We start from the raw sequence: 21,528 nt of genomic DNA, 5'->3' as shown, positions 1-21,528 counted from the left end.
TTCGCGTAGAATAGCGGGAGTTGGACGTTTGGAGTTGTGATTGGCAATAGTGTTTTGTGTCCCGTTTTCATGGTCTCCGATGGCCTTTCCCGTTTCAAGCCCAAAGATGCTTGCATGATGAACATTTTGGCTGATGAAAACATCCCGTATGTGCGCGAGGCGTTTGCCTCGCTGGGCGAGGTGGCGGCCGTTTCGGGGCGCGCGATTTCTCCGGAACGGGTGCGTGGCGCGGATATGCTGCTGGTCCGATCCATTACGAAGGTCAACGCGGATCTGCTCGACGGAAGCGCGGTGCGATTCGTTGCGACGGCCACCATCGGCGAGGACCATGTGGACAAGGCGTATCTGGCTTCGCGAAACATCGCGTTTTCGAGCGCGCCGGGATCCAACGCCGGCAGCGTGTGCCAATATGTTTCGGCGGCGCTGCTGCGAATCGCCGAACGATTCGCATTGGACCTCGCTCGTCTGAAACTGGGTATCGTCGGCGTGGGGAATGTCGGCGGCCGCGTGGATCGCGCTGCACGCGCCCTGGGTATGACGACTGTTCTGAACGATCCGCCGTTGGCGCGGCAGACCGGCGACACGCGATACCGCCCAATCGATGAGATTTTCGATTGCGACATCGTGACGCTGCATGTTCCGCTGACGAAAGAAGGCCCGTACGCCACGCATCATCTGGCGGATGATGCGTTCTTTCGCCGCCTGAAATCCGGCGCAATCCTCATCAACAGTTCTCGCGGGGCCGTTGCCGATGGAAAGGCGATTCTCCGCGCATTGGACGGAGGCCGCCTGCGCGCCTGCGTTCTTGATGTCTGGGAAAACGAGCCGGACATAGACATTGCCTTGTTGGAAAGGACATTTATTGGAACGCCGCATATTGCCGGTTATTCGTTCGACGGAAAAGTAAACGGCACGCGGCAAATTTACGAGGCCGCCTGCGGATTCCTCGGCGTTCGGCCCGCGTGGGATGCAACGCCGTTGCTGCCCGCGCCGGAATGTCCGCGGGTGTCCGTTGACGGCGCGTCGCCGACGGCTGTGCATGATGCCGTGCGCGCGGTTTACGACATCATGCGCGATGATGCCGCCATGCGGCGATTGATGTCCGTATCCGCCGAAGAAAGGCCGAAATTGTTCGATCGGCTACGTAAGGAATATCCGCGCCGCCGCGAATTCTTCAACACGCGTGCGACGATATGTCCTCCCAATCCGGCCGTCGAAGCCGTGCTTGCGGGGTTGGGCTTTGTCGTGGAATCGCAAGGAGGTGTCCCGTCATGATTTCCCGAATCGCGCCCGAAGGCGCCCACTTGTCGGATGAGGAGTTGCGCGCATTTGTCGGGCAGGCGTTCGCGGACGCGCCCGTGGATGGCCGTAAAATCCTGTTTGTCATCCCCGACAGCACGCGAAGCATGCCGATGCCCGCGATGTTCCGTGCGCTTTGCGCGACATTGTCCGGCCGCGCAGCCCAGGTTGATTTTCTGGTTGCGCTCGGCACGCACCCGCCGATGTCGGAAGAGGCGTTGAACCGCCTGCTCGGCATCTCGGCGGAGGAACGCCAAGGCGTCTACAGGGACGTGGGCGTTTACAATCACGAGTGGCAAAACCCCGAGGCGTTGGCCTTCATCGGCACGCTCGACGAAGACGAAATAGCGCGCTTGTCGAACGGTCTGATGCGGCAATCCGCGCGGGTCATGGTGAACAAACGCCTCATGGATTATGACCTTGTCTGCATTGTCGGCCCCGTGTTTCCCCACGAGGTCGTCGGGTTTAGCGGCGGCAACAAATATTTCTTTCCCGGCGTGGCCGGCGAGGAGATTCTGAACCTGTTTCATTGGCTGGGCGCCTTGATTACGAATCCGAAGATCAACGGAACGAAGGACACGCCGGTCCGCGCCGTGGTGAACCGCGCGGCCTCGCTGATCCCCGTCGAAAAGCGCTGTTTCTGCCTGACGGTCGTCGAGAAGAAGGCCCGCGCCATTTTCTTCGGCGCGCCGGAGGAGGCGTGGAGCGCCGCGGCCGATTTGTCGGCGCGGGTGCATGTGATATACAAGGACCACCCGTTCCATAGTGTGCTTGCGATGGCGCCGCCGATGTACGACGATTTGTGGGTGGCGGGCAAGTGTATGTACAAACTTGAACCGGTCGTGGCGGACGGCGGCGAGTTGATTATCCATGCGCCGCACGTGAAGGAAGTCAGCGTCACGCACGGCGCGCTCATCCGGAAGATCGGTTATCACACCCGTGACTATTTTCTTGCGCAGATGGATAAATTCGCGGACATTCCGGGCGGCATTCTCGCGCATTCGACGCATGTTCGAGGTATCGGAACGTATGAAAACGGCGTCGAACGTCCGCGCGTGACCGTCACGCTGGCGACCGGCATACCGGAATCCGAATGCCGCGCCATCAACCTGGGATATCGCGATCCGGCGTCGCTCAATCCCGACGATTGGAAAGACAAGGAAGACGAAGGGCTGTTGCTGGTTCCGAACGCCGGCGAAATCCTTTACCGATTGCATCAATAATGATTGTTGCGGGGAAACTGGTATACTTGGGACATCTTATTTTCACGGGTAACAGGAGTTTCTCAAAGTCCCAACAAACAAGTCCGTGACGTTTTGTCGCGAAGGATTGGAGATGATGAAAGCGGTAAGATATGGGCTGGTGATAGGCATGGTGATGCTGCTGTCGGCCTGTTCGGCGCCGGACAGCGAGGATTACAAGCCGTCGAAACGTGCGGCGGATCTCAACAACAGCGCGGTGCGTGCGTTGAACGAAAAAGATCCGGCGCGCGCACTGGCGCTGGTGAGCGAGGCCATTTCGCTCGAACCGAATTTTTACAAGGCCTACGCCAATCAGGCGGCCATCCTGAACCAGTTGGGCCGGCCGGAAGACGCGGCGGCGGCGCTCCAAAAACTGGTTTCGATCAAGCCGGATTATGCCGAGGCCTATGTGCCGCTTGGCCTGTTTCTCGAAAAACTCGGAAAAACCGAAGAAGCCATGGCACAGTACGAAAAGGCGGCGGAATTGTTTGCGATCCTTGCGCAAAAGAAACCGAAAGACTCCAATCCGGTGATCAACCGGGCGGTGGCCTTGTTCTTGTCGAACAACAAGCGCCAGGCGGTGGAATCGCTGAACGCGTACTTGGCCCAATTTCCGGACGAGGAGTATGCCAAGAAAGTGAAAGCGAAAATCGAAAATACCGATCGTCCGTCGTTTGTGACTTCGATGGAAGAACAGAAGAGTAGTCAGTAGGCATCATTGTACGTGCACGTGCAGGAGCAGGAGCACGAGAATTGCGCGAAGATGAAGTGTGAAGGGAGAGTTTGATCATGCCGAAGAATGTGATAGTTGCCCAATCGGGCGGGCCGAGTCCGGTTATCAACAGTTCGTTGCGCGGGATTATCGAAACATGCGCGTTATTTCCGGAGACGTTTGGAACCGTCTACGCCGGCTGGCATGGCATTGAAGGGGTGCTCAAGGAGGAATTGCTCGATCTTTCCGCGCAGGACGCGGAGGAGGTGGCGCTGCTGCGCTACACACCGGCGGCCGGTTCGATCGGCACGTGCCGTTATAAACTGAAGAAGAACCAAACCGAAGACTTTGCGCGCGTCATTGACGTGATGAAGGCGCACGATGTCGGCTACTTCTTCTACATCGGCGGCAACGATTCGATGGACACGGCGCATAAGGTCAGCGTGCTGGCCAACGAGAGCGGTCTCGACCTCGTTGCGGTCGGCGTGCCGAAGACGATTGACAACGACGTCGGCGATTCCGAATTCAAACTGATAGACCACACGCCGGGGTACGGAAGCGTCGCGCGCTATTGGATGGGCGTCGTGCAAAACGCCAACGAGGAGAACGCGGGGTCGTGTCCGGCGGACCCGGTGCTGGTGATGCAGGCGATGGGCCGGAAGATCGGCTACATTCCCGCTGCCGCGCGCCTCGCCGATCCACGGCGCGAGATCCCGCTCCAGATTTACCTTGCCGAGGCGGGCGTCACGGGCGAGGCGATGTGCGATTACGTCAACGACGAACTCAGGCGCAGCGGACGCTGCATCATCGTCGTCAGCGAGGGATTCGACCTTGGCGATCTCGGATTCACGAAGGACGGTTTCGGCCACGCGCAGTACAGCGCGTCGAAAACGACCGTCGCCCAGCAGGTCGTCAACATGCTCAACGCGAAGGGACTGCCGGTTCCCGGCGCGGCGCGCGGGCAGGTCTCCGGGACCGACCAGCGCGACACCTGCCTGTACGCGTCCGTAGTGGACCTCGACGAGGCGTACAAGGTTGGGCAGAAAGCGGTGTTGATTGCGCAGGAAGGCGAGAACGGCTGGATGGCGACGATTCTGCGCAAGCCCGGCGTGATTTACAGCGTCGAATTCGACAAGGTTCCGCTCGAAAAGGTCGCCAACTCCGAGCGGACCTTCCCGAAAGAGTGGATCGCCCCGAACGGAATAGATGTGACGGACGATTTCGTCCGGTATGCCCGGCCGCTCATCGGCGAAGACTGGGCCAGTGTGCCCGTCGTCAATGGCCGCCAGCGTTTCACACGCTTCAAGCCCCTGTTTGCGGACAAGAAACTGCCCGCCTATGCGCCGCAGGCATTGCGCAAATAACGGAGTGTTTTTCGCGCCGGGCCGGTGTCATGAAGTACACTTTTCCCCGCGAAGACGATTCGGAGGGGTACGCGCATGCAGTGGCTCGACTGGATGGTGGTGGCAGCGTATTTTGCGCTGTTGTTTGGACTGGCATGGTGGGTCATCCGTCAGAACAAGGACACGGCCGACGACTATTTTCTGGCCGGGCGCAATCTTGGTTGGTTCCTCGTCGGCGCGTCCATATTCGCGTCGAACATCGGCTCGGAACACCTCGTCGGACTCGCCGGTTCGGGCTGCACGGACGGCGTGGCGATGGCGCATTACGAGTTGCATGCGTGGTGCCTGCTGGTGCTGGGATGGGTCATGGCGCCGTTCTATGCGCGCGCGATGGTCTACACCATGCCCGAATTTCTCGAACGGCGCTTCAATGCCACCGCGCGCTGGGTCCTTTCCATCATTTCGCTGGTCGCCTATGTCCTGACCAAGGTGGCGGTGGGCATTTTCGCGGGCGGCGTCGTGTTCGCGACCTTGCTGCCGGAACTGCGCCTGAACTTCGGCGGGTTTGTCCTCGACAGTTTCTGGATCGGCTCCATTGCCGTGATCGTGCTGACGGGGCTATACACCGTGTTCGGCGGGTTGCGAGCGGTCGCCTATGCCGACGGCCTGCAGGCGATTGTGCTTGTGTTCGGATCGTTGCTGGTGACCGTGTTCGGCTTGTCGAAACTCGGCGGATGGGGCGCCCTGCGCGATATCTGCGGGCCGGAGATGTTCAATCTGTGGAAGCCGCTCGTGCCGGCGGGGATGGAAGGCACATGGGCGCCCGTCAAGGAAGCGAATCGCATCGCGTGGTATTTCAACGGCAACTACCCGTGGGTTGGAATGCTTTTTTGCGCGCCGATCATCGGACTCTGGTACTGGTGCACCGATCAATACATCGTGCAGCGCACGCTGGGCGCGCCGAACGAACAGCAGGCGCGGCGCGGGACCCTGTTCGCCGCGTTTCTGAAACTCCTGCCCGTGTTCATCTTCATCATCCCCGGCATGATCTGTTTCGCGCTCGCCAAGAGCGGCAAAATCGAAGCCCTGCAATCCGCGCTTTACACCGGCGGCCACATTGACGCCGCCAAAGCGCAGGCGGCCTTTCCGCTCATGGTCCAGCATGTCCTGCCCGTGGGCGTGCGAGGGCTCGTCGTATCGGGGCTCCTCTCGGCGTTGATGAGTTCCCTGGCCGGCGTGTTCAATGCCAGTTCGACCCTGTTCACCATGGATCTCTATGCAAAATTTCGCCCCGGCGCGAGCCAGCGGCAGCTGGTGTGGATGGGGCGTCTCGCCACGACCGCGATGGTCCTGATCGGCCTTGTGTGGATTCCCGTCATCCAGGGCGCGCAGGGCCTGTACGGTTATTTGCAGGGCGTGCAGGGCTATCTCGCCCCGCCCATCTTCGTCGTGTTCTTTTTCGGGGTGTTCATGAAGCGGCTCAATCACAACGGCTGCCTTGCCGCGCTGATTGCCGGATTCGCGCTCGGCGTGTTCCGCCTTGCCGTGGATACCCCTGTCGCCCTGCGCCTAGCCGGTTTCGAAAACGGCTACACGGAAGGCACCTTCCTCTGGATGGTCAACAACACCTATTTTCAGTATTACAGCCTGCTCATCTTTCTCGTATCCGCCGCCGTCATGATCGCGGCCAGTTACCTGACCGACGCCCCCGCACCCGAAAAGATCCGCGGGCTTACCTTTGGGTCCATTTCGGACGACGACCGCCGCCGCACGCGCGGCAGTTGGGACTGGCGCGATGTCGCCGCGTCCGTTCTGGTCGTGTTCCTGATTTTCTGCGCTTACGTCTACTTCAGCGGCTGATCGCGTTTTCAGCCCGTGGATGTCCGGAAAATCCAGCGTGCGGCGTTTCGCGCCGCTTCGACCCATGGCCGTTCCACCAGCCGAATGCCGGCGCGGCTGCCCACGAGTTGCCCCCAGCGCCATTGCGCCCATGCGCGAACCACGGCGTTCGGATGCGCAATCCGCGCAATCAGGAACTGCGCATCCGCGATGAGGCGCGACTGTTCCCTGGAGAGCCAAGGCCGCTCCGGATGGGTCCAGTCCATGGCCACCCAATCCTCGAGCGTTTGCGGCTCATGGTAGCCGCGCGCGGCGCACGCCGGAATCAAGCCGATCCCCGGATACGGCGCGAAAATGGACATCTCGCGGACAACGGTGTCCGGCGCGATGGCGCGCAACGCATCAATCAGGCGGCATGTTTCGAGGAATTCCCCGGTGGTCTCGGTTGGAAAACCGCCCATAAAGTGATACGTCGCCCGGATCCCGCTTTCCGACATCTTGCGCGCGACGTTCAACACCTGCGCAACCGAAATGTCCTTTTGGATGAATTCAAGCACGCGGTCCGATCCGGATTCGACGCCGAAGGTCAGTAGCGAGCATCCGCTTTCCCGCAGCAGCGCAAGGAACTCCGGCGTATACCGGGCCGCGTAGTTGATACGGCAACTCGCCGTCCACTTGATGTTGGCTTTCTCCGTAATCAACGCGCGCGCAATCGCTTCGACACGCTCCCGCTGCACGAAAAAGTTATCCTCGCGAAAGGAAATGCCGTCCACGCCGAAGCGGCGGGCAACCGCCTTGATACGGGCGACGCAGTCCGCGGCTTCGAGGCTCCGCCACCGGCTGCCGTGGACCGATGCAATGTAACAAAACCCGCAATGGTGCGGGCAGCCCCGGCTGGTGCATATCTCGAAATGGCGAGCAATGCCGAGATCCGGGCGCCGCGTGATGTACCGCTCGACATCAACGAGATCGTAGGGAAATTCCGGCAGCGCCGCAAGATCCACAAACGATTGCGGGCACGCGCCGAGAATTTCGCCGCCTCGTTCGCAAAACACGCCGGGAATTTCGGCGGGATTGCCCTGCCGGGCCAGGCATTCGACAAGATCCGCGAACGCGAATTCGCCCTCGCCGGCCACGACGTAGTCGGCAAGCGCGTGGCGTGCGGTCTGTTCGGGCAAAAGACTTGCATGAATGCCGCCCCACACGATGGCCGCGCCGCCGCGTTCGCGCACGTATTTCGCCCAGCGAAGGCCGTGCCGGATCTGTTCGCCGGTCATGGCCGTGATGCCCACGGCGACGGGCCGTTTCGCAAGCGATTGTTCGAGGCGCGCTTCGAGGTTCGGCGTGGTCATCTCGTCGAGAATTTCCACCTCGATACCGCGTTCGCGTAAGACCGCCGCGAGATACAGGTACGCCCACGGGACCGCCGGCGCCGATCGGTTCCGGCTGTCGTACGCGGGCCGGATCAGGACGGCGAACGGCATCACGCGTCCTCCCGGCTGCGCATGAATTTCCGCGCGTACACGTGAAGCACGGCGATATCGGCGGGCTTGACGCCGGAAATGCGCGAGGCTTGGCCGAACGTGACCGGGCGGATACGGCTGAGCCGGTCTTGGCATTCGCGTGGAATCCCCGGCACGGCGTAGTAATCGAGTCCTTCGGGGATGGGCAGGCGCTCGATGCCGCGCATTCGTTCGACCTCGCGTTCTTGTCGTTCGATGTAGCCGTGGTACTTTGCGCGAATTTCGATCTGTTCGGCGGCCTCGAACGACAACGGCGACGGGGGCGGCGTGATTCGCCACACGTCCGCGAGGGTCCATTGCGGACGCCGCAGCAGTTGCGCGGCGGATTGCGGCGCAGCGATTGCCTCGAGACCGTGCGACGCCAGCATCGCGTTCAGTTCGCCGGACGGAACGATCGTGGTTGCTTCGAGCCGCCGCATTTCAGCGCGCACGGCGGCTTCTTTCGCACGGACACGTTCTCGAAACGCCGCATCCGCGATGCCGTGATGCGCAAGCCGCACATCGGCGTTGTCGTGGCGGAGAAGAAGACGGTATTCGGCGCGGGACGTGAACAGGCGGTATGGTTCGGCGACCCCGCGCGTCACGAGATCGTCCACCATCACGCCGAGGTACGCCTCGTTGCGTCCAATGTGGAGCGGCGCCTCGCCGCGTATATGGCGCACCGCGTTCAACGCGGCGAACAGGCCCTGCGCGGCGGCCTCCTCGTACCCGGATGTGCCGTTGATCTGGCCGGCGTGAAACAGGCCGCGCACCCGTTTTGTTTCGAGCGACGGCGTAAGTTGGGTCGGTGGGATGAAGTCGTACTCGACCGCATAGCCGGGCCGCAGAATTTCCGCGTCCTCCAGCCCCGGTATCGTGCGGAGAAACGCCTGTTGAACGTCTTCCGGCAGGCTCGTTGACAGGCCGTTGACATAGACCTCCGCCGTGTTCAGTCCCTCCGGTTCGAGAAAGATGCGGTGGCGATCCTTGTCGGCGAACCGCATCACCTTGTCTTCGATGCTCGGACAATACCGTGGCCCGACGCCTTCGATTTTTCCGGAAAACAGGGGGCTGCGGTCGAGATTCGCGCGGATGGCCGCATGCGTCGCCTCGTTTGTATAGGCAATCCAGCAGACGATGCGGTTCGGGTTGAACCCCTCGATGGGCGTCGAGAACGAGAACGGGCGCGGATGTTCGTCGCCCGGCTGCGCTTCGAGCGCTTCGGTGCGGATGCCGCGCCGGTGGATGCGTGGACAGGTGCCGGTCTTGAGCCGGCCCACCTCGAAGCCGAGGCGGCGGTACGCGTCCGAAAGGCCGTTCGCGGAAATTTCCCCGCCGCGTCCGCCCTCCATGCTCGCGAGGCCGAAATGCAGCACGCCGCGCATGAACGTGCCCGTGCACACGATGACGGCCTTTGCGGAGATCGTGTCGCCCAGCGTCGTGCGAATGCCCGCGACCGCCTCGTTGCGCACGATGAAATCATCCACAATGACCTGTTTGAGCGTAAGGTTTTCCTGTTCCTCGCAGACCCGCTTCATGTCGTTCTGGTAGGCGACGCGATCCGCCTGCGCGCGCGGCGAATGCACCGCCGGCCCACGCGACGCGTTCAGCATCTTGAAATGGATGCCGGTGCGATCGATGCACCGCGCCATTTCGCCGCCCAGCGCGTCAATCTCCCGCGTGAGATGCCCCTTCGCGACGCCGCCGATCGAGGGATTGCACGACATCCGCGCGATGGTGTCGAGATAGATTGTCGCGAGAAGCGTCCGGCAGCCGCTGCGCGCGCATGTCAGCGCCGCCTCGACGCCCGCATGCCCGCCGCCTATGACGATAATGTCGAAATCGCGATCCATGGGGGAAGTGTACCACCGGGAAGCCAAACGGGAGTAGTGGGTGGTGGCGGGAGGACGGTTTGGGTCTTCTCTTTTTCGTGCGCGCCTTGGGTGGGCATTTCGTTTTTCTTCGGTTTGGCAGTTTGAATGCGCTCTGTCTATACTTGAATGCCTTGTTGGGTTTCCAATTACAGGAAGCATTGCCATGCGTCGTATTTCAACGAAATGTCCCATTGCCTCGATTATTCTGTGTGCGGGAAAAGGCCGGCGCATGCAGGCGCCCCGCACGCCGAAAGTGTGTTTTCCCATCGTCGGAAAGGCGGCGATCCTCCACATGCTGGAACGGCTTTCGGCCTTGGGCGTGTCGCCCAACATTCTCGTTGTCGGTCATTTGGCGGGCATGGTGGTGGACGAGGTCGGTCCCAAGTTCCCGGATGCCCTTTTCGTGTACCAAGCCTCTCTGCTTGGGACGGGGCATGCCACGCGATGCGGCGCGGCGGCGCTTATGCAAACGAAATTCGACGGGGCGGTGCTCGTGATCGCGGGCGACAAGGTGGTCGAATTGCGCGCCCTGGAAAAACTGATGCGGACATTCGAGTCCGAGCGCGCCGATGTGGCCCTGATGGTCGCGCCGAAAAATCGTTGGCCGGAAGCAGGGCGCATTATCACGGATGAAAACGGACATCTGCTGTGCATCTTGGAAAAGGCCGACCTTCGACAGGCCCAGGCAGAGGGGCGGACCCTGCATGTAGAGGGCGCCGGAGACCTTTCGCCGCAGGACATCGAGGATTCCGTCGAATGGGTCAACCAGGCCGTCTATCTCTATCGGTCGGATGCGCTTTTCAAAGCGCTTGAGAGTCTGGGGCAGAACAATGTCCAAAAGGAAGAGTATCTGACGGATACGATTGCATCCCTCGTGCAACAGGGCCAACGGGTTGTGCCGGTCCCGGTGGACGAGCCGGACGATGTGCTTGCGTTCAACAATCCCTCGGAACTCCTGGAAGTCGAGGAACATTTTCGGAAAAAACTCGGGATCGAAATCCACGACGCGGCGCCGCTGGACCCTCGCATGGCCAAACCGCCTGCGGAATGGGCGCGGCTTCTCGACAGGCCGGACGCGGCGGTCCGGCGCATGCTGGGTGATATTTACGGGCAAAATTCTTCCCTTTGCGAGGAGAAAAGGAGACGACTTCACGAGGCGGTGCGCTTGTTCATCGAACGTTATGGCCCGGAAGGCGAAGTTGTGGTGATTCGCGCTCCCGGCCGCGTAAATTTGATGGGGCGGCATGTGGATCACCGGGGCGGATGCGTCAACCTGATGGCCATTGACCGGGAGCATATCCTGGTGGCGCGGCCGCGCCGCGATACCACCGTGCGGGCATGCAACGCCGATACGGACACGTTCGACGCTCTCGAATTCACGATGGATGACTTGCTGAGGCAGGTCCGGCTCGACGATTGGCGCGAGTTTGTCAACAGCGACACGGTGCTTCAAATCGTGCGCGACCTCCAAGGCGACTGGGGAAACTATCTCAAAGCGCCCATGCTGCGGCTGCAGCAAGAGTTCAAGGATCGCAAGATATTTGGAGTGGATTGCGTTGTGAGCGGGGATATCCCGATGGCGGCGGGGCTGAGTTCGTCGTCGGCGCTGGTAGTGGCCATGGCCGAAGCGCTGGCGCTGACCAACCGGTTGGACGTGGCGCCCCACGACATGGTTGACCTGTGCGGTGAAGGGGAATGGTTCGTGGGAACGCGCGGCGGCAGCGCCGATCACGCGGCCGTCAAACTGAGCCAGTTCGGGCAGGTCGCCCATGCGGGTTTCTTCCCGTTTGCCATCCAGGAATACGCGCCGTTTCCCAAGGGATATTCGCTCGTCATTTGCAATTCGCGGGTCCAGGCGCGCAAGGCCGCCGGCGCGCGGGACGCCTTCAACGAGCGGGTGGCGTCGTATGAACTGGCCGTGGAACTCGTACGCAAACGGTTTCCCAATTATGCGTTTCTAATCCGGCATCTGCGGGACATATCCCCGTCGGGATTGGGTGTACGGGCCGCCGACGTGTACCGGATTCTGCTGGACGTGCCCGAACACATCCGCCCGGCCGAACTCCAGGCGGAACTGGGCAAGGACGTTTTCGATCGCATCACCTCGATGCACCATCCGCCCGAGTCCTATGCGCTGCGGGGGCGTCTCCTGTTCGGGATTGCCGAATGCGAGCGCAGTAAATACTGCATCCGGCTGTTGAAACAGGGTCCCATCGAACGGCTCGGCTGGCTAATGAACATTTCCCATGACGGGGACCGCGTCGTAACACCCGACCACCGGCCGTTCTCGACGCCCGTTGACGACGATGCCCTGCGCGAGCGCATCGGCGACCTGCAAAGCGAGGATCCCGATCGCGTGTTGGCCGGGCAACTGTTCGCCCAGCCGGGTTCCTATGCGTGCAGCATACCGGAAATTGACGCCATGGTTGACATCGCGCTGGCCACGCCGGGGGTGTTGGGCGCGCAGTTGTCCGGCGCCGGACTGGGCGGATGCATGATGGTGCTGGCGCGGGAAGAGGCGACAGAGTCCGTTATCGAGCGCATGAACAGACTCTACTATGAGCCGAACAACCTCGAACCGGGGGCCATGGCCTTTATCCCTATCGCCGGTTGCTCCCCGTTGGCTGTGGATGCGTAGCCGGTTTTTCTCCGGTAGACACTGAAGGCTTTGGATCCCATGGACGGGATGGATTGAAAAAACGGTTCATCGGCTGAAGCCCGCGGGGGGTCCGCAATGTCCGCTTTGTCCATGACTTGCGAAAAAGAGCCGCTTTCAACCGCCGGCTTGGGGCTTGTCGGCCGCAATTGTTACGTCGTCCAAATAGAACGTGCTGGCGCCGTTCGTGTTGGAGACGAATCCGAACCAATCCAGTCGCCGGAAAGCCGGATGGCCGCAGGCGAGTCCATCAAAGGACTGCGGGGTCTGGCCGGGCAGCGTAATCGTCAGGGTAAACATCCCGTTGGCGGCCTTCCCCAGCGGGCACGTTATTTCGAGGAAAAACCATTGGCCATGCGGGATTGTGGCGAGGGTTTTGCCGCCCGCCTTGAGATCGCCTTGTCCGTCAATCCACAGACTCGGTCCAACACGATACGGGTTGCAGTGATCACGCCATTCATGAAACACGACGGCGCCGGGTTCGACGCGCAACGCAAACCGGCCCTTGACGGTTCCCGAAATAATCGCCGGCGAATAGTAGACATGAGGGTTGAACCCATGCGCGAGGCCGGGCGCATCGGTGAACTTGAGGCTGTGCTTGCCGGAGGCGGCGGTTTCGTCCGTGACGCGCGCCGTACCCGCGCCTTCTTCATTCGTCGAGACGCCGGGCGTCTTTGTGCCGGTCTCAACGCCTTCGAAATCCTGGCTGATAGCCGTCGGTTCGGGGGGCTTGGGCATTGGGAACGGCTCGCGGACTACCCGGGATGGCTTCGATGTCCATTCCGGCTCGCCGTACAACCCCGTCAGGCTCAGATCGATAGGAACGAACCCCATGGCCAGGGCGGGCGAACCCGGTTTCAGGCGAAAATCGAGCGCGGCCGCATTTTCGAATAATGGATCCGCGATGATGCTGTGTACGTCGTGGCCGAGCGCTTTCCATTCGTCGAAATCGTGCCCGGCGAAGTCGAAATCGTCGCCGGACATGTCCCAATAGCAGTTTTTATCCAGATAGAAGTTGTTGTTGCCCCAATTGCTGCCGAGGAGTTGCCCGTTGTTGAACAGTACGATGTTGCGCTCGAAGAAGAACGACTTGTGATCTTCGGGGCGGGACCGGATGATTTGCGGTCCGTGCGAGAACGCGAAGATGTTGTTCTGTACGCGGTTGTCGCGTCCGTAGTGCTGATGAAACGTGCCCGTCAGCGTGTTGTAGACGATATTGTTTTCCGCGAGGAGGTCCGTGCTGCCCTCGTCGAAATAAATGCCCCAACCGCCGTAGCCTTTCGCGAACGACATGACATCGTGGAATTTGTTGAACTGGATGACGGTGCCCGGCGCCACGCCGAGCAGGTAAATTCCGCCCATGTCGCCCAGTTGGCCGTGGCCGATGTGGTGGACATCGTTGTATTCGATGATATTGTGGTTGGCGGAACTGGCCGCATAGCCCCACGACCAGCCGACCGAGATGCCCGTATAGCGGAAATCGGAGATGTCGTTGTGCGAGATGCGATTATAGGACGATCGCCCGATCCACACGCCGACCGCGCCCCGGAAGATTTTGCCGCCGTCGTGGATGAAATTGTTGTCCACGACATTGCGCAGCGCGGCCCCGGCGTCGTTCGGCGGATCGCCGCATTCGCCGATGCGCACGCCGCCCGCGCCCAGATCGGCGATTTCGCAACGCGTCAGCAGGTTGTCCTGGCATCCCGCGCGGAACCACACGCCATAGTTGCTCACGTGCATGACGTCACAGCGTTCAAAAGCGCAGAAACGCGCGCCCGTGGCCTGGACCGCCGCATGGATTGACGCGGCCGCTTGGCCGTCGCTATGGCCCTGCGGTTCGAGCGGGCAATCGGTATACAGAAACCGGATGCCGGCGAAAGTCAGATAGTCCACGAACCGGCCCTCGTCGGGTTTGCCTTCGATTGTCAGCAATTGCCGCGCGACCGGCGCGACGACCTCGGCCGTCCTCATGTCTTCGCCGGGCATCGGCATGTAGTAGAGAACGCCGGTCTTGCGGTTCAGATACCATTCGCCCGGCTGGTCGAGCGCCTCGAAGATATTTTCGACATAGTAACGCTGCGGCGTGCCGCCCCAGTAGCCGAAATGCCAAACGGCAGGGCCGGTAAACTCGACAACGCGGTTCGCCTCGTCGAGGTTCTTGATGCGGTGCCGCGACGTTTCCCACGAATGATAGACGAGCACAACCGCGTCCTCGGGGTTCGCCCACGGCTTCAGATCGTCCCCGGCATATTTGAACCGGGTTTTACTCGGAATTTCCTTGCCGGTATCGGGGTCGTTTTCCCTGAGATATTCGGCGATGTGGAAGGTATCGCTATCCTCCGGCTCATCGCCCCACGCATGCGCGGGATTCGGCGTGCGCGCGGGTTGCCGGCGTTCGCCGTTCACCCAGAGCGACTCGAAATACCACTTGCCGTCGCGCACCTCGGGGATGTCCACCGCCCACAGATTGCCTTCCTCCCGCCAGCCCGAAAGGATACGGCCGCCGTGAATCGCCGGCTGTTCGCCCGGTGCGGCCTCGTAACGGACCGGCAGGTCTTTCGTACCGGAATCCTCCGGGCCGAATACGACCGGCTCCGTCACGGGATATGATCCGCCGCGCAGGACGACGCGCACCGGCGCGGCAAGCGCGCCCCCGGCGCGTAAGGCGCGAATGCGGTCGCGCGCGCCGGCCAGCGTCGCCAAAGGGCCGTCCGTGCCCTCCTCGTTGCGTTCCGCCGCGCCGGTCCACGCATCGTTTCCGTTCGGCGCGACGTGCAACGTCGTCTGCGCCCATGCGCTTCCGGCAAGCGCAATTGCAATCATCATGAAAATTGTCACGGTCCGCATATCGTTCTCCTTGTCCGCATGCCGCGCGGATCTCCAAAGACATTACACTCCCGCGGCGGCGCCTAGCATAACGCAAATGGCCCTGCGAAGAAACCCCGGGCACGCCGCGTGTAAAGAACGCGGCAAGGATGTCGCGTCTACGGCCGAAGCGGCATCTTGCCGCTTTTCCGATCAAGAGCAACATACTCAAATATGCAGAAGGACGTCTCCCGGCAAGCGGCATCCTTGTCGGCTTTCGGGCCTATCGGCGAGCCTGAACCAATTATTAGGCGCGAAATCCTTTGCAGTTTCGGTTGCTATGTTTCTATACTGGTCGCGGCGTATTGCCGGTATTCGGAGAATGCGATCATGAGCACAATCAGTCGGCGGAAAATGTTGCAGGTTCTGGGCGCGGGAGTGGCGGGCGGCCTCGCGTGGAGCGGTTGCGCGACGGCGGCGCCGCGTGTCCCGAAATCCAAGCCCAATATCGTGTTCATCCTTGCGGACGATTTGGGCTACGGAGATCTCGGCTGTTACGGCCAGCGGATGATCAAGACGCCGCATCTCGACGCCATGGCGGCGGAGGGCATCCGGTTCACGCAATGTTACGCGGGCAGCACGGTATGCGCGCCGTCGCGGTGCGCGCTGATGACCGGCATGCACATGGGCCACGCGTTCATACGGGGCAATGCGCGCATCCCGCTGCGCCCGGGCGACACGACCGTCGCCGAAACGCTCAAGAAGGCCGGATATGCCACGGGCCTTGTGGGCAAATGGGGGCTTGGCGAGCCGGATACCACGGGCGTGCCGAACCGCAAGGGCTTCGACGAATTCTTCGGCTATTTGAACCAAAACCATGCGCACAACACGTATCCGACGTATCTCTGGCGCAACACGACGCGCGTGCCCATCGAGGGCAATACCGAACGTCCGGACAAGCCCGGCGTCTGCGCCGAATGCAAGACCTTCTCGAACGATCTGTTTACGGAAGAGGCGTTGTCGTTTATCGAACGTCACAAGAACGGCCCTTTTTTTCTCTATCTTGCCTACACGATCCCGCACGCGAACAACGAGAAAGGCGCGGCGACCGGCGACGGCATGGAAGTTCCAGACTACGGGGAATACGCGAACAAACCGTGGCCCAATCCACAAAAGGGCAAGGCCGCGCTCATTTCGCGGCTCGACCGGGATGTCGGGCGTCTGCTTGCAAAATTGCGGGAACTCGGACTTGACGAAAACACGATCGTCTTCTTCACAAGCGACAACGGTCCGCACAAGGAAGGCGGCGCGCCGCCGGAATTCTTCCAGAGCTCCGGGCCGTTGCGCGGAATCAAGCGCGACCTGTACGAAGGCGGCATCCGTGTCCCGATGATCGCGCGCTGGCCGGGCGTCGTTCCGAGGGGCCGGAGCGACCAGGTGTGGGCTTTCTGGGATTTTCTGCCGACAGCCGCCGAATTGGCCGGCGTACCCGCGCCGCAGGGCCTTGATGGACGTTCCGCGTTGCCGCTCCTGCTCGGCGAAACGAAACAAATCCACGAGTTTCTGTATTGGGAATTCCATGAGAGGGGTTTTACGCGCGCCGTACGCATGGGCGATTGGAAGGCGGTGAGCCTTGGAAAGGACCAGCCCCTCGAACTCTACGACCTTTCCAAGGACATCGGCGAAAAAAACAATGTGGCGTCCGACCACCCGAAGATCGTCGAACGGATCGAGAAATACCTCAGGTCAGCCCGGACCATCTCCGAACATTGGCCGGTCAAATAACCTTGGGGTATTGTCCAGACTGATCTTGTCGCCACGAAGGACGTGAAAAACGCGAAGTTGCGGAAGGAACGGAGAATGAAATCTGGGTCGTTGGGAGAAAGGCGGGGGCGCCGCATAAAAAAAGACCTTGCTTTTTTCGTGTTCTTCGTGTCCTGCGTGACGACATTTCCGGTGTTTGTCGCGTGTGCCGCCGATCCGTATGCGGGCGATGCCGAGCCGTTGATCGTGCATGTGGAATCGTTGGCGCCGGCAATTCACGGGCCGCGCGTGACGGGCACGACGCCGGGGCGGCCGTTTCTCTTCCTGATACCCGCGACGGGCGAACCGCCGTTGTCCCATACGGCCAGCAACCTGCCGCCGGGACTCGCGCTCGACGAGGCGACGGGCATCATTTCCGGCGCGGTACAGGCCGCGGGCAAATACATGGTTACACTCGAAGTCCAAAACGGGCGGGGACGCGCCACGCGCGATCTGGCCATCGTCGCCGGCGACCACATGCTTGCGTTGACGCCGCCGATGGGCTGGAATTCGTGGAATGTCTGGTGGCGGCATCCGGACGACGCCAAAATCCGCGATGCGGCGGACTGGATGATCAAGAGCGGCCTCGCCGCGCACGGTTACCAGTACATCAACGTGGACGACTGTTGGCAGGGCGAGCGCGACGCCGGCGGCGTGCTTCACACGAACGACCGTTTCCCGGACATGGCGGCGCTCGCCGATTACGTCCACGCGAAGGGCCTGCGATTCGGCGTCTATTCATCGCCGGGCCAGGAAACCTGCGCGGGATACGCGGGCAGCCTCGGCTTTGAGGCGCAGGACGCCCGCATGTTCGCGGAATGGGGCGCCGATTACCTCAAGTACGACTGGTGTTCGTACCGGGTGGCGTCGTTCAATCTCGAAGAGGCGCAAAAGCCGTTTCGCATAATGGCCGAGGCCCTGGAAACATGCGGACGCGACATCGTGTACAGCATCGCGCAGGGCGGAATCGCCGATGTCGGAAAATGGGCGCCCGCGTTCCACATCAATCTGTGGCGGACGGCATCCGATATCCGCGACACGTGGGCGCGCATGTCCGAAAACGGTTTTTCGCAGGCGGGGCGCGAAGGGGACGCGGGACCGGGCCATTGGATCGATCCGGACATGCTCGTGGTCGGCCACGTCAACTGGAGCAACGATCCGCCGCATCCGTCGCGATTGACGCCTGCGGAGCAGGTCACGCATCTCTCGCTGTGGGCGTTGCTGGCCGCGCCGCTACTGATTGGATGCGACCTGTCGAAGATCGATCCGTTCACGCTCGACCTGCTCACGAACGACGAGATGATTGACATCAATCAGGATCCGCTGGGCCGGGCGGCGTCGCGCGTCGCGCAGTGCAACACGATTGTCCCCATGGCGAAGTGGCTCGAGGGGACATTCGCCGAAGGGCTTGTGAAACGAAAACCCCAGGCGTGGGGCGACGTATGGGCGCGGCCGCTGAGCGATGGCACGTTGGCCGTCGGCCTGTTCAATCGCGGCGACGTGCGCGGCGTCATCGCGGCGACGTGGGACGTGCTCGGTCTCGAAGGACCGCAGCCCGTGCGCGATGTGTGGCGCCACAGGGACCTCGGCGATTATGATGGGGCATTCAGCGCGATGCTGCCGCCCCATGGCGCGGCGTTGCTGAAAATCGGGAGGCCGGTGCTTAAATAGTTTCTGTCCGCAACTTCTGTGCATGGTACACAGAAGTTGCGGACAAAGAAATCATATCCTTGATTGAGGCCTTGCGGCTGAGCCGCGTTAGAACCGAGCGGTCCGATCCGTCCGATCGGTCTGATCATCGAGAAGGAGATTCGCCCCATGGACATGGAACAACGCTACCAGGATCGCCTGAAACGCTATACGACGGCGCTGCGCAACGGCAAGCCGGACATGATACCGATTCGTCCCTTTGTGGCGGAATTCGCCGCGAAATACGCCGGTTTCACCTGCCAAGAGGTCACGCACGACTTCAACAAGGCCTTCGAGGCAGCGCGAAAGTGCGCGGCGGATTTCGACTGGGACGCGGTCGTCGGCAACATGGTGTATGTCTGGACGGGCCTGACGCAGGCCATCGGCCTGAAATACTACGGCGTGCCCGGCATTGACGTGCCGCCGAACACGGGGTTTCAATACCGGGAACCGTCTGAGGACAACGCGCACATGCGCGAGGACGAGTATCCGCTGTTGATCGAAGACCCGACCGGGTTTCTGTTCAACGTCTGGCTGCCGCGCGTGTCGGCGGACGTGGTCGCGCCGGGCGCGCCCGCGACGTTCCGCAACAACTTGTCGTTTCTCAAGGGCGGCATGGCGATGATGAACTATTTCGGCGGGTTCGCCACCCAGGCCGCGCAACTCCGGGCGGAATCCGGCACGCCCGGCGCCATCGCGGGCATCCTGAAAGCGCCGCTCGACATTCTCGGCGACAAACTGCGCGGATACATGGGACTGACCATGGACCTGCTCGTGCGGCGCGACGAAGTCCTCAAGGCCTGCGAGGCGCTCATGCCGCATTTACTGTGGGTGGCCTTGTCCGGTGCGGATGTTGAAAAGAACGTGCCGATTACAATCTGGATGCACCGCGGCTGCGTGCCTTTCGTCTCGAAAGACGTTTTCGACCAAATCTACTGGCCGACGCTCAAGCCGATCATCGAGGAGATTTGGGCGAAGGGTCATCAGGTGCTCTTCTACGCGGAAGGGGATTGGGGCGCGCATCTCGATGCGTTCTCGGAATTGCCGGAGGGCAGCATTATCTATCATGTGGACCGCGGCGACATCTTCGAAACGCACCGAAAGATCGGCCACAAGTTCTGTCTGAGCGGCGGCATTCCGAATTACCTGCTCGGCGTCGGCACACCGGACGAAGTTCGCGGGTATTGTAAAAAAGTGATTGATGGTGTTGCCCGCGACGGTGGCTATGTCATGGATGCCAGCGCCATCATCCAGGATGATGCACAGATTGAAAATGTCCGCGCCATGACTGATTTCACGCGAGAATACGGCGTTTACTGAAAAAAGGAATAAATATGAAAGCCATGGACACTAATCAACCCATCGCGCCGAACCGCAAACCCGGTGTGTGCATTTCTTGGGAAGACAAGCGCCGTGAACTCGGCGAGATCAAGGGCGATGCGGAACTCGTGCGCAAAATCTGGGAAGATGTGGATGCTCTCGGATACGTCTACATCTGGCACTGCCTCGTGTCGTTCTGACACAGAATGCGTTTTCTGTGTTTTTCAGGCATCCGGCGGAAATGCGCTACCGGCATTTTTTTGAAAAAATGCTGGCGTTTTTTCCTAATTCCATTGTATAATCAGGTTTGAATGAAGAGATGGGTAAAGCCATTCTTGCGAATGGTTCCATAGCTGTCTGTGATGGGCACAGATAGGTCATTTTTATAATGGTTGCAGTGATTCAGCGGCAAGAACATCTATGGAGAGTGGAAACCATGAACCGTCCGTTCCCGACTTCACGCAAAACACAAGGCGCCAATTGGCGCATGGCGGCCGCCTTTGCTTTCTGCATGGCCGTCTTCATGGGAGCCGCGCATGCGGCCAGTCTGAGCGATTTGTACGTGAATCCCGGCGTGCCAAGTCTTGGATCGCTGGCCGTTTCGCCCAGCGCCACGGTCAACATTGACACCAAGACGTCCGGCGGCGCCGCGCCGACCCTGACGGTCGTCGGCATTGGAACCTATACCGGCGTGGCGAGAGATTATGGGCAAGGCGAAGTGGCCATCTTTTATTTCGATTATGTGGAAGTGCCGGATGGGACGACCGTGACGGTCACGGGGCAGCGGCCCCTGTCCATCGTTTCCGCCAACGACATGATATGGGGCGCATCCATCAATGCGCCTCCGGGGATGCTTGGCGGCGGCACGCGCGGTTCCCGTGGATCGGGCAGCGCGGGCGGCGGCGGCGGCGCGGGCGGCGCGGGCGGCGCGGGCGGTTCGGGTGGTGGCGGCGGTGGCGGCGGCGAGAATGACGGCGGCGGGCGGACCTATGGCGGCGACGGTGGCGCGGGCGGACCCGGCATAGACGGCCAGCCTGGAAGCCCCGGCGTTTCGGCCGCTGCAAGCGGCGGTAACGGCGGCGCGGGCGGCGCGGGATTCGGGGGTACCCCGGCTCCGGCGGGCGGCGGCGGCGGTTCCGGCGGCATTGGACTGGACGGCGGCACGCGGGGGACGGGCGGCGGCCAGACGGGCCAAGCCCCCGGCGGCTTGCGATCCGAAACGGTTGTTACCTATCCCGTGGATACGGGCATCATAGGCACCATTGATATTCATTTGAAATTGGGATTGGGCGGCGCCAATGGGACCAATAACCCCGGCAACTCCGGCGGCCCCGGCAATGACGGCGGCACTGGCCAAGCCGGTTCCCAAGGCGCCACGGCGGAATATGCCAATACGACGCTGGCCAGTACGCTCAATCTCGTGGCCGGTTCGGGTGGTGGCGGTG

General features: G+C 61.4%; 14 protein-coding genes. 11 read left to right on the top strand and 3 right to left on the bottom strand.

The features are described from left to right. The first annotated feature begins 114 nt into the window (after positions 1 to 114). From pdxB to P5540_14325, 5 genes are all read left to right on the top strand, one after another. The gene (gene pdxB, locus P5540_14345) at positions 115 to 1,275 is read left to right on the top strand and encodes a 4-phosphoerythronate dehydrogenase PdxB (GenBank protein HRT65995.1); all 1,161 of its coding nucleotides are present in this window, start codon (positions 115 to 117) and stop codon (positions 1,273 to 1,275) included. Continuing rightward, a complete protein-coding gene (locus tag P5540_14340; protein HRT65994.1) occupies positions 1,272 to 2,522 on the top strand; it encodes a lactate racemase domain-containing protein in 1,251 nt (416 codons plus the stop codon). The genes pdxB and P5540_14340 overlap by 4 nt, the downstream gene beginning before the upstream one ends. Positions 2,523 to 2,634: 112 nt before the next feature. Next, complete coding sequence (locus P5540_14335; protein HRT65993.1) at positions 2,635 to 3,252, top strand: tetratricopeptide repeat protein; 618 nt, start codon at positions 2,635 to 2,637, stop codon at positions 3,250 to 3,252. A 77-nt stretch (positions 3,253 to 3,329) separates the two neighbouring features. Next, positions 3,330 to 4,616 (top strand): diphosphate--fructose-6-phosphate 1-phosphotransferase, encoded by a 1,287-nt coding sequence (locus P5540_14330; protein ID HRT65992.1) that lies wholly within the window; start codon positions 3,330 to 3,332, stop codon positions 4,614 to 4,616. A 75-nt stretch (positions 4,617 to 4,691) separates the two neighbouring features. Then, positions 4,692 to 6,455 carry a sodium:solute symporter gene (locus P5540_14325; protein HRT65991.1) on the top strand — a complete coding sequence of 588 codons (1,764 nt, stop codon included), beginning with the start codon at positions 4,692 to 4,694 and terminating at the stop codon, positions 6,453 to 6,455. Between the two features lie 8 nt (positions 6,456 to 6,463). Here P5540_14325 and P5540_14320 read toward each other — a convergent pair whose 3' ends face one another. Both P5540_14320 and mnmG read right to left on the bottom strand, forming a co-directional pair. Beyond that, positions 6,464 to 7,918 carry a radical SAM protein gene (locus tag P5540_14320; protein HRT65990.1) on the bottom strand — a complete coding sequence of 485 codons (1,455 nt, stop codon included), beginning with the start codon at positions 7,916 to 7,918 and terminating at the stop codon, positions 6,464 to 6,466. Further along, complete coding sequence (gene mnmG / locus P5540_14315; GenBank protein HRT65989.1) at positions 7,918 to 9,789, bottom strand: tRNA uridine-5-carboxymethylaminomethyl(34) synthesis enzyme MnmG; 1,872 nt, start codon at positions 9,787 to 9,789, stop codon at positions 7,918 to 7,920. The genes P5540_14320 and mnmG overlap by 1 nt, the downstream gene beginning before the upstream one ends. Positions 9,790 to 9,973: 184 nt before the next feature. Between mnmG and P5540_14310 the strand changes: the two genes are divergently transcribed. Next, a complete protein-coding gene (locus P5540_14310) occupies positions 9,974 to 12,448 on the top strand; it encodes a galactokinase family protein (protein HRT65988.1) in 2,475 nt (824 codons plus the stop codon). 135 nt (positions 12,449 to 12,583) lie between these two features. Here the strand turns inward: P5540_14310 and P5540_14305 are convergent, their stop codons facing one another. Next, positions 12,584 to 15,313: a right-handed parallel beta-helix repeat-containing protein gene (locus P5540_14305; protein ID HRT65987.1), complete on the bottom strand. Its 2,730-nt coding sequence runs from the start codon at positions 15,311 to 15,313 to the stop codon at positions 12,584 to 12,586. A 348-nt stretch (positions 15,314 to 15,661) separates the two neighbouring features. Between P5540_14305 and P5540_14300 the strand changes: the two genes are divergently transcribed. The 5 genes from P5540_14300 to P5540_14280 all read left to right on the top strand — a co-directional run. Next, complete coding sequence (locus P5540_14300) at positions 15,662 to 17,056, top strand: arylsulfatase (GenBank protein ID HRT65986.1); 1,395 nt, start codon at positions 15,662 to 15,664, stop codon at positions 17,054 to 17,056. Between the two features lie 75 nt (positions 17,057 to 17,131). Beyond that, positions 17,132 to 18,745: a putative Ig domain-containing protein gene (locus tag P5540_14295; protein ID HRT65985.1), complete on the top strand. Its 1,614-nt coding sequence runs from the start codon at positions 17,132 to 17,134 to the stop codon at positions 18,743 to 18,745. 147 nt (positions 18,746 to 18,892) lie between these two features. Then, a complete protein-coding gene (locus tag P5540_14290; GenBank protein HRT65984.1) occupies positions 18,893 to 20,083 on the top strand; it encodes a uroporphyrinogen decarboxylase family protein in 1,191 nt (396 codons plus the stop codon). Positions 20,084 to 20,097: 14 nt separating this feature from the next. Further along, positions 20,098 to 20,283, top strand: coding sequence for a hypothetical protein (locus tag P5540_14285; protein ID HRT65983.1), 186 nt, complete (start codon positions 20,098 to 20,100; stop codon positions 20,281 to 20,283). 236 nt (positions 20,284 to 20,519) lie between these two features. Continuing rightward, on the top strand, positions 20,520 to 21,528 hold a 1,009-nt coding region (locus P5540_14280), incomplete at its 3' end, for a hypothetical protein (protein HRT65982.1).

The organism is Candidatus Hydrogenedentota bacterium (assembly GCA_035450225.1).
Lineage (GTDB): Bacteria > Hydrogenedentota > Hydrogenedentia > Hydrogenedentales > SLHB01 > DSVR01.
The sequence above is the reverse complement of the archived record's forward strand: the minus strand, read 5'-3'. Positions and strand labels throughout refer to the sequence as shown.